Source organism: Brachybacterium alimentarium (genome assembly GCF_002332425.1).
GTDB lineage: Bacteria > Actinomycetota > Actinomycetes > Actinomycetales > Dermabacteraceae > Brachybacterium > Brachybacterium alimentarium.
Window position 1 is genome coordinate 24956 of record NZ_NRGS01000027.1, and the last position, 14371, is coordinate 39326.

Consider the following 14371-nt stretch of genomic DNA (forward strand, 5'->3'; position numbering starts at 1 on the left):
GGACCTCGTGGTGCTGTCCGACGGGACTCACTCGCCGGTCGGCTCGGCTCCCGGAAGCAGGATCGTCGAGAAGTCGTCCTCGCCATGGCCTGCGCCGATCTCCGCGTCGAGCGAGGCGAGGGCGCTGCGCAGGGCGGGGAGGTCCGCGCCGGGCCGTGTGCCGTCGGCGGCGTCGACGGTGTCGATCATCAGCCGTGCGTCCTTGGCGATCGCGCTCGCCGTGAAGTCGCCGCCCTCGGTGGTGCGTTCACCGCGCACGAAGGCGCCCTTCATCCCGGCGATGAACGCCAGGCCCGTCGAGCCCAGCAGATCGAGCGTCTCCTCGGCGGAGGCGCCTGCTGCATCGCCGAGCGCGAGCGCCTCACGCAGACCCTGCGCGCTGACCGCGAGCGCAAGGTTGGCCAGGAGCTTGCCTGTCGCGGCCTTGCGGGCCGATTCCACCCCGCGCAGCCGCTCCGGATCCGCCCAGGGCGCGACCACGTCGAGGACTCGTTCGCGCAGCGCAGCATCCGGACTCCCGACGAACACGCCGAGGCTGCCGGCGCGGGCCGGGCCGAGAGTGCCGACCACCGGGACGCCCACGTAGGTGGGGACCGCAGCGGCGAACTCGTCGGCGTCGGCGGGGGAGACGGTGGTGGTGTCCGCCCACGGCGTGCCGACCGGGATCAACCCCGGCTCGAGCACGGTCTCCCGCACGGCGTCGGGGCCGAACAGCGAGGTGATCACGAGGTCCGCGCCCTCGACGGCCTCGGCCGCAGTGGCGGCGACGCTCGCCCCGGCGCCGGCGAGCCGCTCGGTGCGTGAGGCGGTCCGGTTCCAGACCGTCAGCTGATGGTCGGTGAGCAGGTGAAGGGCGAGTTCGGTCCCCATGCGACCGGTTCCCAGGAAAGCGATTCTCATGCGCCCAGTCTCGCACCGATGCCGTCGGGTGAGGAGGGAGGGGTGAGCGCGAGTGGGCGTGGCAGGCCGCGCCGGGGAGGCGTCGGCGAGGTCCGCGCCTTGGGCTGCAGGGCATGGGCGACTGCGGGGCCGCAGAGCTGCGGCCGAGCTGCGGCCTCCTGTGGAGGAACGGTCGTCCACCGCCTCGTTGTGATCCGCGCCGCGAATCCTGCACAATGGAAGGCATGTCACCGCGCATCAGCCGTCGCCGAGCGTTCGCCGCCGCAGCAGCCGCTGGTCTGGGCCTGCCCGCAGCAGCCCATGCTGCTCCTGCTCCCGCCGCCGCCCTGCGCGGTGGACGGTTCGAGAACCTGCGCGTGGCCACCTACAACGCGTCGCTGAACCGGGCGACCGAGGGGAAGCTGCTGGAGGATCTGAAGTCCGGCGAGGATGAGCAGATCCGCGCGGTCGCCGAGGTCATCCAGATCAACAACCCCGACATCCTCCTGCTCAACGAGTTCGATCACGACGAGGACGGCGCCGGCATCGAGCTGCTGCGCCGCAACTACCTCGAGGTGGGGCAGCACGGCCGCACCCCGGTGTTCTATCCCTACGCCTACAGCGGCCCGGTGAACACCGGCGTGGACAGCGGCCTGGACCTCGACGGCGACGGCACCGTCGGCGGTGCGGGGGACGCCTGGGGCTTCGGCGAGTTCCCTGGCCAGTACGGGATGGTCGTCCTCTCCCGTCACCCGATCCTCACTGATCAGGTGCGCACTTTCCAGAAGCTGCTGTGGACGGACATGCCCTCCAACCTGCTCCCCACCGAGTTCTACGGCGAGGAGGCCGCCGCGGAGCTCCGCCTGAGCTCGAAGTCCCACTGGGACGTCCCGGTGCAGGTCGGGTCCACCACCGTGCACGTGCTCGCCGCGCACCCCACCCCTCCCAGCTTCGACGGCCCGGAGAAGCGCAACCAGCGTCGCAACAACGACGAGATCCGGCTCTGGGCGGACTATCTCACCCCCGGAGCGCAGTCCCGATGGATCACGGACGACGCCGGCACGCGCGGCGGCCTCGCCGCCAGGGAGCAGTTCGTCGTCCTCGGTGACTACAACTCCGATCCGGCCGACGGCGATTCCTGGCCGGGCGCGATCGACCAGCTCCTCACGCACCCCCGGGTGCGGGACACCAAGCCTCGCAGCGAGGGAGCTGTCGAGGCCGCGAAGGACCAGGCCGGCGCCAATGCCGACCACGAGACGGACGCCCAGTACGACACCGCCGACTTCGCGGACACCCCCGGCCCCGGCAATCTGCGCGTCGATTACGTGCTGCCCTCGAAGACCCTCCAGGTGGTCTCCTCGGCCGTCTACTGGCCTGCGAAGGGCGCCCCCGGCAGCGAGCTGACCGGCGAGGAGCCGTTCCCCACCTCCGATCACCGCCTGGTGCGGGTGGACCTGCAGGTGCGTGCCTGAATGACCTCCGGCGCGCTCCCTCCCGTCCTCGCTGCGGCCTTCCTGCGAGAGCTGCTCGCTGCGGCCGACGGGGCCGGCCGACCGGTGCATCTGCTCGACGTGCGATGGGCCCTGGACGGCTCCACCGGCCGCGACGCCTATCTCGCGGCGCACCTGCCCGGAGCCGTCTACGTGGACCTCGATACTGAGCTCGCCGCTCCCGCGCGGGCCGGTGCGGGACGCCACCCTTTGCCCGCTCCCGAGGACTTCGCCGCGTCCCTGCGACGTGTCGGTGTCACCGAGGGATCGCACGTCATCGTCTACGACGACACGAACTCCTCCCCGGCCGGGCGCCTGGTGTGGATGCTGCGTGCGCTGGGCCATGACGCCGCGGTGCTGGACGGGGGAGTGGCCTCCTGGGACGGCGAGCTGGACAGCGGCGACGTGCAGCCCGCTCCGGGGGACGTCCAGTCGCGTCCGTGGCCGGACAGCCAGATCGCCACGGCCGACGAGGTCGCCTCCGGTGAGGCCCTGGTGATCGACGCCCGCGCCCCGGAGCGCTATCGCGGTGACACCGAGCCGATCGACCCCCGCGCCGGGCATATCCCCGGTGCCGTGAACCTGCCGTTCAGCGGCAACCTCGCGGCCGACGGGCGTTTCCTGCCCGCCGCTGAGCTGCGACGGCGCTTCGTGGACGCCGGGATCCGTCCGGAGCAGGACGTCATCGTCTACTGCGGCTCCGGCGTCACCGCGACCCATGACGTGCTCGCCCTGCAGCAGGCCGGATATTCCTCGGTGCGGCTGTTCCCGGGCTCCTGGTCGCAGTGGAGCAGCGACCCCTCGCGCCCGGTCGCCACCGGCCCGACGCCCTGAAGCCCTGAGACCTGACGCCAGACGTCTTGACTCGGTGCGTCTGAGGCCCTGACGTGTCAGGTGGTCGGGGTGATCTCCCGGATGGCCTGCACGATCGCCCGGTGGCGGTGTCGCTGCTCGAGAGCCTCCCCCTCGCCGTGAGAGTCCTGGCCGAGCACACCGGCCCAGATCGGCACCATCTCCGCATGGTACGAATGGCCGTGCCCGCCGGTCACCTTCACCGACAGCGGCATATCGGCCGCGATTTGCCAGAACGTGATCCAGGGGAACCAGCGCATCGCCGGGGTGACATCGTGGCCCACCCGCTCTCGCAGCCAGTCGGGCTCCTCCCACAGCAGCGAAGGCCGCCACCACACCACGGGGTCCGACGGGTGCTGGGCATAGACCACACGCGGATGCTCCCAGCGCCGGTACAGACCGCCGAAGTAGTTGCGGTGCAGATCCTGCGGGCGCGTGACCACCCGGATATGCCGACCATGTTCGATGATCGGGGCGATCGCCGGTGCCCCGGGGCGGCTGCGGGAGGCGATCTCGCGCCAGAGCGGCGTGAAGCTCGGAGTGCCCGTCCACACCGCCCCGTCGACCGAGGCGAGCAGATCCTGGACGTCCCGGAATGCAGAGTTCCCGCCATAGGAGCCCAGCGACTCCCCGGCCACGTACAGCGCGGGCCGCTCCTCCTCGGGCATCGCGTCCAGTCGGCGCCGCACCGCGTGGAACAGCTGGTGTCCGGCGCGCTGCGGGGAACGACGGTCCAGCACATAGCTCAGCCCGCTGGTGTAGACGGAGTACTGCAGGGACGCCGTGGCGCAGTCCCCGCCGGTGAGGAACTCGATCGCGGAGAGCGACCACTCCTGCAGCCAGCCGGTCCCCGTCCCGGTGAACAGGACGAGCGTCCCGCGCTCCCACGCGCGGGTGCGATCCAGCTCGGCGAGCACCGTCTGCACGGTCTCCTCGAGGGTGCGGGAGGTCGACTTCCCGGCATACACCCGGATCGGCTCCTTCGCCTCCGCGCCGGTGGTGCGGGCGATCATCTCCTGGGTCGGCCCTGCGGAGACGATCTTGCGGCCCGGGGCACCGAGGGATTCCCAGCTCTCCAGCGAGGAGGGGCTGCCCGAGCGCAGCGGGGAGGCGGGCCGGGGGACATCGGGGGAGATCAGCCGGTTGGCGGCCTCGCCGCTCTCGATCATGTGCTCGAGCACCCGGCCGCGCAGCAGCCGCTCGGCGAGCACGGTGACCGTGGCGGCGGTCAGCAGCAGCGAGGCGAGGCGCACCATCCCGGCCGGCAGATAGGGGCGCAGCAGAGCGCGATACAGCTGAGCAGTGGCGAGCACGCCGCGCACCGTCGCCAGCACGCCGACGGAGGCCGCCAGGCCACCGAGGCTGCCCACCACATGAGTGGCGACGTTCTTCGGCTCCTCGTGCACCAGGTGGCTGATCTCGCGCTGACGCAGCACGCCGCGCACCCACGAATAGGTGGAGATGCCCACCAGGGCGGCTGCACCGATGCCGCGCGCACGGTCCCGGTGATCCTCCTCGATCTCCATCCGCAGCCCGATCGCGTCCATGATCCGCAGGACGATCCTCTCGGCGAGCACACCGCCGGCGTAGCCGTAGGTCTGGGAGGCGCCGAAGTTGAGGGTCCACATCCACCAGGTGCGCGGCAGCATGCTCGGCGAGGTCGCGATCCAGCTCGTCACCGAGGCCCCCAGGAACCCACCGGTGGACAGCGGTCGGGAGATCGCGATGCGGCGGGCGCGATGCTCCGTCCGCTTCGTCAGGGTGCGCACGGCCTTCGCCGTGCTGCCGAGAGTTCTCACGAGGCCGGTCACGGGCGAATCGGAGCCAGAACGCATGCGGAAAGGGTATCGGACGGGCCCCCGCGTGAACGCTCTGGCTGATCGGATGCGGTCCGGCCCGGCCCGGCCCGACCCGGCCTGGCCCGGTCCAGCTCAGGTCCGCTCCGCTCAGCCCTGCTCTGCTCAGGTCAGCTCTACTCAGCACAGGTCGGATCAGATCCGCACGGCGGGCCGTCCTCGTGAGCGCCGTGCGACGCAGAGCCCGTCTCGCCGTAACCTGGGGGCATGAAGATCCTCCTGCCTGACACCATGCCGCTGAACCCCGCCCTGCCCGAGGGATGGGTGGCCGTGACCGTCGACGCGCGCGCCGAGATCCCCGCCGAGCACCACGACGCCGAGGCGCTCGTGCTCTGGGGCCCCTCCCGCACGCACCTGACGTCTGCGGTCGAGAACCTCGAGTCGCTGCGTCTGGTGCAGTCGCTCTCCGCCGGGATCGACGGGATCCTCGCCGCCGGCTTCCGGCAGGACGTGGTGATCGCCGCGGGTGCGGGTCTGCATTCCCTGACCGTCAGCGAGCATGCTCTGGCGCTGCTGCTGAGCCTGGTGCGCCGCCTGCCGGAGGCACGCGAGGCGCAGGCCCGCCACGAGTGGTCCACCGAGCTCGGTGGTCTGCAGCCCCTGCACCCCGCGGACCGCGTCACCACTCTGATCGGTGCCAAGGTGCTGATCTGGGGCTTCGGGGAGATCGGCCAGACCCTCGCCCCGACGCTGAAGGCCCTCGGCGCCGAGGTGCGCGGTGCGGCGCGCAGCGCAGGCACCCGAGGAGGCTTCGAGGTCATCGCCGAGGGTGATGTCCTCGCTGCGCTGCCCGAGGTCGACGTGCTCATCGACATCCTGCCCGCGTCGGAGCAGACCGCCGGAGCCGTCGGCGCCGAAGCGTTCGCCGCCCTGCCCGATCACGCGATCTTCCTCAATGTGGGGCGCGGCGCGACCGTGGACCAGGTGGCGCTGCGCGAGGTGCTCGAAGCGGGGTCGCTGGGCAGCGCCGCGATCGACGTGACCGACCCGGAGCCGCTGCCGGCGGACAGCCCGCTGTGGGATGCTCCGCGCCTGCTGATCACCCCGCACGGTGCCGGCGGCCGGCCGGTCGGGCCCGACGAGCGGATCGCCGCGAACGTCCGCGCGCTCATGGAGGGCACCGAGGTCCTGCACGCCGCTGCGCGCTGAACGCTCTGCAACGTGACGAGGCCCGGTGGCAGCAGCCACCGGGCCTCGTGCTGAGCGGATGCCGTCCAAGCGCATCCGCGGTCGCCAGTGCTAGCGGTCCTGGGACTTGCGGCGACCTGACCCGGACGGGCGGCCCGGCTCGGGGGAGCCGGGGTCGGTGGACTCCGCGGGAGCCTCGCCATCGAGCGAGATGGCGGGGTGCTCAGCGGTGTACGTCGAGAGCTGCTCCGCCACCTGGGCCTCGACCTGCTGGTTCAGCTGGTCCTGGATCTGCTGGCCGTAGGGGCCCTCGAGGTGCGACTCCACATGATCGCCGATGTCGCCGGTGACGCGATCGGTGACCTCGTCGGTGATCTCCTCGGTATAGCGCTCCATGAACTCCCGCTGACGCAGCCGGAGCTCGAGCTTCTCGATGACCTTCACCTCGTGGGACAGGGAGCGCCACAGGGAGATGCACATGCCGATCATCACGATCGAGAAGGGCAGCGCGGACAACAGCGCCAGGGACTGCAGCGCGGTCATGCCGGAGGCATCCGCATCGCCGGACAGCGAGCTCACCCAGATCAGCGACGCCGCGATGACGCCCGAGGCCGAGGCCCAGAAGATGCGCGTGATGCGCGGCGGATTCGGATCGCCCTTGTGCGCGATCATGTCCATCACGAAGGCGCCGGAATCGGCACTGGTGATGAAGAAGATGGAGACCAGCACGACGGCGATGCCGGAGAGCAGCGCTCCGCCGGGCAGGTTCGCGAAGGTGTCGAACAGTGCGGTGTTCGGGTCGATCGCCCCGGTGCCCCTGGTGAAGTCGATGCCCTTGAAGACGGCTTCGTACAGAGCGGTGCCGCCCATGATCGTGAACCACAGGAAGGTCAGCGCGGTGGGCACCAGCAGGACCCCCGTGATGAACTCGCGCACGGTGCGACCCTTGGAGATACGGGCGATGAACACGCCCACGAAGGGCGACCAGGAGATCCACCAGCCCCAGTAGAACGTGGTCCAGCTGCCCAGCCAGGAGGCTCCGTCATCGCCACGGAAGGGCAGCGTCTGGAACGAGAGCTGCAGGAAGTTCTGCAGGTAGAAGCCGATGTTCGAGACCACGTCGCGCAGCAGGAACAGCGTGGGCCCCAGGATCAGCACGGCGATCAGCAGCAGTGCCGCCAGGCCCATGTTGAGGTTCGACAGGATCTTGATCCCCTTGTCCACGCCGCTCGCGGCGGACAGGGTCGCGAGCGCCGTGACCACCAGCACGATGATGACCTGCACCATCGTGGAGTTCGGGAGGACGCCGAGGTGATCGAGACCGGCGGCGATCTGGTTCACGCCGAAGCCGAGCGAGGTGGCGATGCCGAACAGGGTTCCGACCAGGGCGATGATGTCGATGACGTCACCGATCCAGGTGTCGGTGCGCTTGCCGAGGATCGGTTCGAGGGCCCAGCGGATGGACACGGGCCGGCCCTTGCGATGCACCGCATAGGCGACGGAGAGGCCGACGATCACGTAGATGCCCCACGCATGCAGGCCCCAGTGCAGGAAGGTCTGGCCCAGCGCGCGCTCGGCGCGGACGGGGTCGTCCAGGGCTGCTGCGTTCGGCGGGACGCCGGGCCCGGCGGTGTCCGCGAAGAAGGTCAGCGGCTCGGCGGCGCCCCAGAAGACCAGGCCGATGCCCATGCCGGCGGCGAACAGCATCGCGAACCAGGAGAAGACGCTGTACTCCGGGACGTCGTCGTCCTTGCCGAGCCTGATGTTGCCCATCCGGCTCACCGCGATCACGATGCCGAACACCACGAAGGCCGTGACGATCAGGACGTAGTACCAGCCGATGGAGGCTACGACGGTGTCGTTCAGGGTGGTGATCAGCGAGTTGAAGACGTCGGGCAGCAGCAGCGCGAAGAGCACTGCCAGCAGGATGATCCCTCCGGCGAAGAAGAAGACGGGCTTGGAGAGGCCGTAGCCTCCGGAGCCGCCTGATGAGCCTGCGCCCTCAGGGGCGGAGGGGGGAGAGTTCTGAGCCGTGGATGCCGACACATTTCCTCGTTCCGGGTGGGGGATGGGGACGGGGCCGCTCCTCGCCACGATCCGGCGTGCGATGGGATCGTGACGCGGGAGAACGGCCTCCAGCACGGTATAGGCGATAGCGGCACGGTGCGAGTCCTCTGGAGCGACGGTGGCGCACGGAACTCACAGCCGTGGTGGTCACCACACGATAGTCGAATCCGACGTGAGGTGCGCCACAGGAGGTGTGTGCTCCGGTGCCCTGCGCCGTCCGATGCGGCCGATCCGCACTGCTCCGGTGCTCCGGGGCGGACGTTCCGGGTGGGAGTCTTCGGACCGGCTCAGTCGGCGAGCGAGCGGGCGAACTCCTCGACGGCCGCTGCGGAGATCTCCGCGACCAGAGCGATCTCGAGGTGGAACTGCTGACCGGCCGCCGGGCCGCACAGGTCCGAGACCGCCCGCAGGGCCACGAAGGGCACGGCGAGGCTCTCCGCCGTGCGGGCGCTCGCGGTGGTCTCCATGTCCGCGCTCAGCGCGCCCGGGAACTGCGCGCGCAGCGGGTCGGCGAGAGGGGCCGTCACGAAGGCATCACCGGAGAGCATGAGACCGCGGCGGTATCCGGCCTCCCCTGCTCGGGCTTCGGCGGCGTGCTCGGCGCGGTCGGCCCAGTCGGCGGCGGCGAGGTGGCGCTCGGGGCCGCCCGGGACCTGGCCCGGGGCGTAGCCGAACGCGGTCGCATCGGCGATGGAGTAGGTGAAGGAATCGCCCACGATCAAGGTGCCGACCTCGACGTCGGCCGCGAGACCGCCGCAGGAGCCGGCGGCGACCACGGCTCGCGGAGCATGTGCGAGGATCCCCCAGGTCGCCGCGGCCGTCGCGGCGGCGACCCCGATCCCGGTGGTGACCACGACGCTCTCGACCCCCGCGAGCATCCCCCGCACGGCGGAGACCCCGCCGATGAACGGTGTGCGCAGCTCGGCCGCGCCCTCCAGACGGGCGGTCACCGGCGCCGATTCCTCGGGCATGGCGGCCAGGACGAGCAGCGGGCCGACGGCACGGGCGGAGTCGGTGGAGACATGGGTGGGCGTCATGGAGGGAAGGATACCGGCGGCGCCGACCGGGGCGGACCCGGCTCCCTGCGGATCTCTCCGGACCTCTCCAGACCTCTCCGGTCCTCTGCGGGCACCAGTTCGTACGCCTGTCCGTGCACGTGCCCGTCCGCTGGTTCGTGCAGCAGTTTCGTGGGTCTGCACCGTGGGGGTCCCAGTCCGGTTCGTTACGCTGGAGGCATCCGCAGCGAAGCGACCCCTCGGGTCGCAGGTAGGAGGCAGTCATGGGTCGTGTCCGCGATGCAGTGATCACCGGAGCGCGGGCGGTGCGTCGCATCCCGATCCCGTCGGCCCTCACGCACCAGGCGCTGCGCGAGGCGCGCAGCCCGCAGCCCCCGAGCCATGTGCTGAAGTCGCACGCGGTGGAGCACGAGATGATCGGACGCTCCCGCACCGTCTGGCTGGACCGGCACCGTGCCGATCGCGGCATCATCGTCTACCTCCATGGCGGCGCGTACGTCTCCGGCCCTTTCGCGAGCGACTGGACCTGGCTGTCGAAGCAGGCTGACGCCCACGACTGCGCGGGGCTGATGATCGATTACCGCAATGCCCCGGATCACCAGCATCCCGTGGCCCGCGACGACGCCGAGGCGGTGCTCGCCGCGCTCGCCGCCGACGGACGCCTGACGGGGCAGCCCTGGGTGCTGGCCGGTCAGCACTCCGGCGGCGGGCTCGCCGTCGTCGTAGCGCGTCGGCTGCGCGAGCAGACGGAGATCCCTGCGCCGGCAGCGCTGATCGTGATGTCTCCGTGGCTGGATCTCGAGCTCTCCAACGCCGGTATCACCGAGACCGATCAGGTGGACCCGGTCCACGAGCGTCGGCTGCTGAAGGACGCCGCCCGGCGCTACGCGGGCCGCACCGCGCTGGATGACCCCGACCTGTCGCCGATCAACGCGTCCCTCGAGGGACTGCCGTCGATGCACCTCAGCGCCGGCCTGCGAGACCTGTTCCTCTCCGACGTCCGGGTGGCGAAGCTGCAGCTCGAGGAGAACGGCGTGGACCTCGACTACCGGGAGATCAGCGGCCGGCTGGGGCTGCAGCTGATCATGCGCAAGGGCGAGGACATCGAGCGTCTGCACCGTGAGCAGTCCGAGCTCATCGGACGGGTCCTCGCGGGCGAGTAAGACCGGGACGGGACGGGTCGCGGCTCGGTACGCCGCGACGCGGCTGAGCCCTGCCCGACTCAGCTCTCGACGATGACGAGGGCGGCGCCCGCGCGGCACGCGGGGGCCCAACGGCGCGCCGGGATCGCCTTGACCAGACCGGCGATGAGCAGGGCATGGCCGACGGTGTACGTGAGCATCACCCAGACCGCGCTGTAGGCGATCGAGGCCCCGGGCAGGAACCAGCTCATCGCGAGCATCGAACTGGACAGCAGGAAAAGGGTGCCGCCGGTCCAGGTGAGGCTGTTGCCGCCGGCGGCGAGGAAGGCCATCGCCGCCAGCGCGAGCGCGTAGGCGGCGACCGCGGGCAGCAGAGTGCCGGATCCGTCGGCGCAGGCCACGAACAGGCCGATCACGACACCCCCGTAGGGGATCGCCAGGGCGATGCGCAACGGATCGCGATGGCGGTTCCACAGTGGGAACAGCGCCGCCGAGTAGGCCAGCAGCGCCCCGAGGAAGCAGAGCACGGAGACCAGCTGCGCCGCCTCGGGCGCGAACTGGCTGAGGGAGTCCCCGGCCCAGGCGAACAGCAGCCCGATCAGCATCAGGGTGCTGGTGCGGGTGCGGCGAGGCAGCGCCGAGATCAGCACGGCGATCAGCAGGGGAGCGAACAGCGGCTGCGTCACCCGCTGGATGGTCTCCGCCTCGACGAGCAGGCTGCCGATATGCACCACCACGACGAGGGCATAGGCCGTCCACAGGGCGATGTGGAGGGTTCTGATCGGCGGCACGAGTCAAGGTTAGAAAGCAAACGTTCGCCGGACCAGGGGTTTTCCCCTGTACTGGGGCACATTTGCATAACATCCGATGACGTAACGGTCACGGAGCTCCTGTGAGCATCCCCTCCGAGGCGCGGCCGACGGTCATCACCTCAGCTTTCGCCGGGAAGTTTCGCCGGGAGCGTTCACATCTGCTGGGGTGCGTTCACGCCGAGGGCGTCGAGACCGTCGACGAGGACCCGCTCGGTCAGCTGGGCGAGGGCGAGGCGGCCGGCACGCAGCTCCTCGTCGCTCTCCTTGAGGATCGGCGAGGCCTCGTAGAAGGACGTGAACGCCTGCGCGAGGGAGAACAGGTACGCGCACAGCCGGTGCGGCTCGTACTCCGCGCCGACCTGCTCGAGCGTCGGGCCGAAGTCCAGCAGCTGCAGGGCCAGCGCCCGCTCGGCGCCGTTCTCGACCCGGGGAGCGGCCGCAGCGGTGATGCCCTGCGTCTCGGCCTTGCGGCCGATCGAGCGGATGCGGGCCACGGCGTACTGCAGGTACGGCGCAGTGTTGCCGGTCAGGGCGAGCATCCGGTCCAGGTCGAAGGTGTAGTCCGAATCGTGCGCGGTCGAGAGGTCCGCGTACTTCACGCCGCCGATCCCGATGTCGTGGGCGATCTGCTCCCGCTCGGCCTCGGGCAGGTCGGGGCGCAGCTCGTCGATCACGGTGCGGGCCGTCGCCACGGCCTCCTCGAGCAGCGCCATCAGCCGCAGCGAAGCGCCGGAGCGGGTGCGCAGGATCTTGCCGTCCTCGCCGAGCACGGAGCCGATCTTCACGTGCCGCGCCTCGACCGACTCGGGCAGCCAGCCCGCCTCCCGCGCAGCGGTGAACACCATCTGGAAGTGCAGCTCCTGGGCGGCGCCGACCACATAGGCGACGCGGTCGGCGCCGAGGTCGCGCACGCGGTGGCGGATCGCCGCGAGGTCCGTGGTGGCGTAGCCGTAGCCGCCGTCGGACTTGCGGATGATCAGCGGCAACGGCTGCTCGTCGCGGCCGGTGAAGCCCTCGGGGAACACGCACAGCGCGCCGTCGGAGATCGTGGCGACGCCGTCGGCCTCGAGGTCCTTGCACACGATCTCGAGCTGGTCGTTGTAGCTGGACTCGCCGGCGAGGTCGTCGTCGGTCAGCGTCACGTCGAGCATGTCGTAGATGCGGTGGAAGTACTGCTTGGACAGGTCCACGAGGTGCGTCCAGATCCGCAGCGACTCCGCGTCCCCGGACTGCAGGGTCGCCACGCGCCGACGGGCGCGGGAGGCAAAGTCCTGGCCGTCCTGGCCGTCCTGGGCGTCCTCGGAGGAGCCGGCGGCGCCGTCGGCCTCCGCGGTGTCGAACTTCGCGCGGGCTGCCTGGTAGAACGCGTTGGGATCGGTCTTCAGCAGCGTTGCCTCGGCGCTGTCCTCGCCCACCTCCAGGAGGTGTTCGATGAGCATGCCGAAGGGCGTGCCCCAGTCCCCGATGTGGTTCTGGCGGATCGCGGTGTGGCCCAGCCTCTCGAGCGTGCGCACGATGGAGTCGCCCACCACGGTGGTGCGCAGATGGCCGACGTGCATCTCCTTGGCGACGTTCGGCGCCGAATAGTCCACGACGACCGTCTGGGCCGCGGCCGGGGCGGGGATGCCCAGCCGTGCATCGGCGGAGAGCTCAGCGGCCTGCGCGGCGATCCACTCGGTGCGCAGGCGGATGTTCAGGAAGCCCGGCCCGGCGATCTCCGGCGTCTCGGCGATGTCGTCGAGGTCCACTGCGGCGAGGATCTCCGCAGCGATGTCTCGAGGCTTCTTCCCCAGGCGCTTCGCCAGCCCCATCGCGGCGTTGCACTGGAAGTCCGCGAACTGGGAGGGGCGGATGATCGGGTCCGCATCGGCGTACTCGGGCCCGAAGGCGGCGACGAAGGCGGACTGGAAACGCTGGGTGAGCGCGATCTCGGGAGAAGGCATGGGGCAAGCCTAGTCGGGAGCGCGACCCGGTTCCTCTGGCGTGGACGTGATGCTCGACGGAATGCGGCGACGACGCGACGGTGCACGGTGTACGGGGATCCGCGCGGATCTGCCGGGATGTACGGGGACCTGCGGGAGGGACCGGGGGATCTCCCCCTTTCTCGGGCCCGCGACGAGTGCCTATGGTGGCCAGATGCGCACCGTTCTCTCGCTCCTCCTGAACATCATCTGGCTGCTCACCGCGGGCTGGGCCCTGTTCCTGGCCTACGTGCTCGCGGGGATCCTGGCCTGCCTCTTCATCGTCACGATCCCGTTCGGCCTGGCGTCGTTCCGGATCGCCGGCTTCGTGATCTGGCCGTTCGGCCGCGAGGTGGTCGACACCGGCCGCGGCGGCGCGATGGGCACGCTCGGCAACGTGATCTGGTTCGTCATCGCCGGCTGGTGGCTGGCGCTGGGCCACGTGGGCACCGCGATCGCCCAGGCCGTGACGATCATCGGACTGCCGCTGGCCTGGGCGAACATCAAGCTCATCCCGGTCACCTGCTTCCCCTTCGGCAAGGAGGTCGTTAACTCCTCCTCGGCCCGTGCCCGCATGCTGCCGACGGCACGCTGAACCGTGACCGCTCCGCAGAGCACCAGCGGCGCCCGCGAGCCCGTCGACCAGGATGACTACCGCGAGCTCAGCGAGCTCCTCACCGCCGGACTCGCGGTGCTCACCACCCGGCAGGGCCGCCACGACGTGGCGGTCACGGTGGACTCCTTCCTCGACGTCTCCTATGACCCGCCCACGATGCTGGTGGCCCTGTACGGGATGTCCCGAGCAGCAGAGGCCGCCGAGGAGGCAGGCCACTTCTGCCTGAACCTCCTCACCGAGGACCAGCAGCATCTCGCCGACCGCTTCGGCACGCCGGCCGCGCCGCTGATCGGCATGCTGAGCGGGATCGAGGTGACACGCACGGCCGACGGCGATGCCGTGCTCCCGGGCGTGCTCGCGCACTTCGGCCTCTGCATCGAGCAGGCAGTCGACGCCGCCACCCATCGCCTGCTCATCGGGCCCGTCGTGGAGCAGGGCGCGGGACTCGCCGCTGTCGGCCCCGCCGTGCGTTTCGCGGGGGAGAAGCACCGGCTGCGGTGAGCACCGGCACCTATGCTGGGCCGATGGGACGTCTCTGCTCCGATCCGGTCG

12 protein-coding genes are annotated in these 14371 nt (G+C 70.6%); 6 read left to right on the forward strand and 6 right to left on the reverse strand.

Annotation, left to right across the window (positions count from 1 at the left end; translation table 11 throughout):
* Nucleotides 1-27: 27 nt before the first annotated feature.
* The gene (locus tag CIK71_RS14965; RefSeq protein ID WP_096166483.1) at nt 28-900 is read right to left on the reverse strand and encodes an NAD(P)-dependent oxidoreductase; all 873 of its coding nucleotides are present in this window, start codon (nt 898-900) and stop codon (nt 28-30) included.
* A 224-nt stretch (nt 901-1124) separates the two neighbouring features.
* Here CIK71_RS14965 and CIK71_RS14970 point away from each other — a divergent pair, with 224 nt between their 5' ends.
* The gene (locus tag CIK71_RS14970) at nt 1125-2351 is read left to right on the forward strand and encodes an endonuclease/exonuclease/phosphatase family protein (RefSeq protein ID WP_096166484.1); all 1227 of its coding nucleotides are present in this window, start codon (nt 1125-1127) and stop codon (nt 2349-2351) included.
* Nucleotides 2352-3203: a sulfurtransferase gene (locus tag CIK71_RS14975; protein ID WP_096166485.1), complete on the forward strand. Its 852-nt coding sequence runs from the start codon at nt 2352-2354 to the stop codon at nt 3201-3203.
* Nucleotides 3204-3259: 56 nt separating this feature from the next.
* Here CIK71_RS14975 and CIK71_RS14980 read toward each other — a convergent pair whose 3' ends face one another.
* Complete coding sequence (locus CIK71_RS14980; RefSeq protein ID WP_096166486.1) at nt 3260-5056, reverse strand: alpha/beta hydrolase; 1797 nt, start codon at nt 5054-5056, stop codon at nt 3260-3262.
* Nucleotides 5057-5284: 228 nt separating this feature from the next.
* Here CIK71_RS14980 and CIK71_RS14985 point away from each other — a divergent pair, with 228 nt between their 5' ends.
* The gene (locus tag CIK71_RS14985; protein WP_096166487.1) at nt 5285-6226 is read left to right on the forward strand and encodes an NAD(P)-dependent oxidoreductase; all 942 of its coding nucleotides are present in this window, start codon (nt 5285-5287) and stop codon (nt 6224-6226) included.
* Between the two features lie 90 nt (nt 6227-6316).
* Here the strand turns inward: CIK71_RS14985 and CIK71_RS14990 are convergent, their stop codons facing one another.
* Both CIK71_RS14990 and mtnN read right to left on the reverse strand, forming a co-directional pair.
* Nucleotides 6317-8251: a BCCT family transporter gene (locus CIK71_RS14990; protein ID WP_176485663.1), complete on the reverse strand. Its 1935-nt coding sequence runs from the start codon at nt 8249-8251 to the stop codon at nt 6317-6319.
* Between the two features lie 308 nt (nt 8252-8559).
* Entirely contained in the window at nt 8560-9309 is a 750-nt protein-coding gene (mtnN, locus tag CIK71_RS14995; protein ID WP_096166488.1) for a 5'-methylthioadenosine/S-adenosylhomocysteine nucleosidase, read from the reverse strand.
* A gap of 242 nt (nt 9310-9551) precedes the next feature.
* On the opposite strand from mtnN, the gene CIK71_RS15000 reads away from it, so the two are divergent.
* On the forward strand, nt 9552-10451 hold the full coding sequence (locus CIK71_RS15000) for an alpha/beta hydrolase fold domain-containing protein (RefSeq protein ID WP_096166489.1): 900 nt from the start codon (nt 9552-9554) through the stop codon (nt 10449-10451).
* Between the two features lie 59 nt (nt 10452-10510).
* On the opposite strand, the gene CIK71_RS15005 is transcribed toward CIK71_RS15000, so the two are convergent.
* Nucleotides 10511-11221: a lysoplasmalogenase family protein gene (locus CIK71_RS15005; RefSeq protein ID WP_096166490.1), complete on the reverse strand. Its 711-nt coding sequence runs from the start codon at nt 11219-11221 to the stop codon at nt 10511-10513.
* 173 nt (nt 11222-11394) lie between these two features.
* Nucleotides 11395-13185, reverse strand: coding sequence for an arginine--tRNA ligase (gene argS / locus CIK71_RS15010; protein ID WP_096166491.1), 1791 nt, complete (start codon nt 13183-13185; stop codon nt 11395-11397).
* A gap of 193 nt (nt 13186-13378) precedes the next feature.
* Between argS and CIK71_RS15015 the strand changes: the two genes are divergently transcribed.
* Both CIK71_RS15015 and CIK71_RS15020 read left to right on the forward strand, forming a co-directional pair.
* Nucleotides 13379-13798, forward strand: coding sequence for a YccF domain-containing protein (locus CIK71_RS15015; RefSeq protein WP_096166492.1), 420 nt, complete (start codon nt 13379-13381; stop codon nt 13796-13798).
* A 3-nt stretch (nt 13799-13801) separates the two neighbouring features.
* The gene (locus CIK71_RS15020; RefSeq protein WP_096166493.1) at nt 13802-14320 is read left to right on the forward strand and encodes a flavin reductase family protein; all 519 of its coding nucleotides are present in this window, start codon (nt 13802-13804) and stop codon (nt 14318-14320) included.
* Nucleotides 14321-14371 lie beyond the last annotated feature (51 nt).

Coding starts and splice junctions, on each gene's coding strand:
- CIK71_RS14970 (WP_096166484.1), top strand. CDS start 1,125: ATGTCACCGCGCATCAGCCGTCGCCGAGCGTTCGCCGCCGCAGCAGCC.
- CIK71_RS14980 (WP_096166486.1), bottom strand. CDS start 5,056: ATGCGTTCTGGCTCCGATTCGCCCGTGACCGGCCTCGTGAGAACTCTC.
- CIK71_RS15015 (WP_096166492.1), top strand. CDS start 13,379: ATGCGCACCGTTCTCTCGCTCCTCCTGAACATCATCTGGCTGCTCACC.
- CIK71_RS15000 (WP_096166489.1), top strand. CDS start 9,552: ATGGGTCGTGTCCGCGATGCAGTGATCACCGGAGCGCGGGCGGTGCGT.
- CIK71_RS14985 (WP_096166487.1), top strand. CDS start 5,285: ATGAAGATCCTCCTGCCTGACACCATGCCGCTGAACCCCGCCCTGCCC.
- CIK71_RS14975 (WP_096166485.1), top strand. CDS start 2,352: ATGACCTCCGGCGCGCTCCCTCCCGTCCTCGCTGCGGCCTTCCTGCGA.
- argS (WP_096166491.1), bottom strand. CDS start 13,185: ATGCCTTCTCCCGAGATCGCGCTCACCCAGCGTTTCCAGTCCGCCTTC.
- CIK71_RS14965 (WP_096166483.1), bottom strand. CDS start 900: ATGAGAATCGCTTTCCTGGGAACCGGTCGCATGGGGACCGAACTCGCC.
- mtnN (WP_096166488.1), bottom strand. CDS start 9,309: ATGACGCCCACCCATGTCTCCACCGACTCCGCCCGTGCCGTCGGCCCG.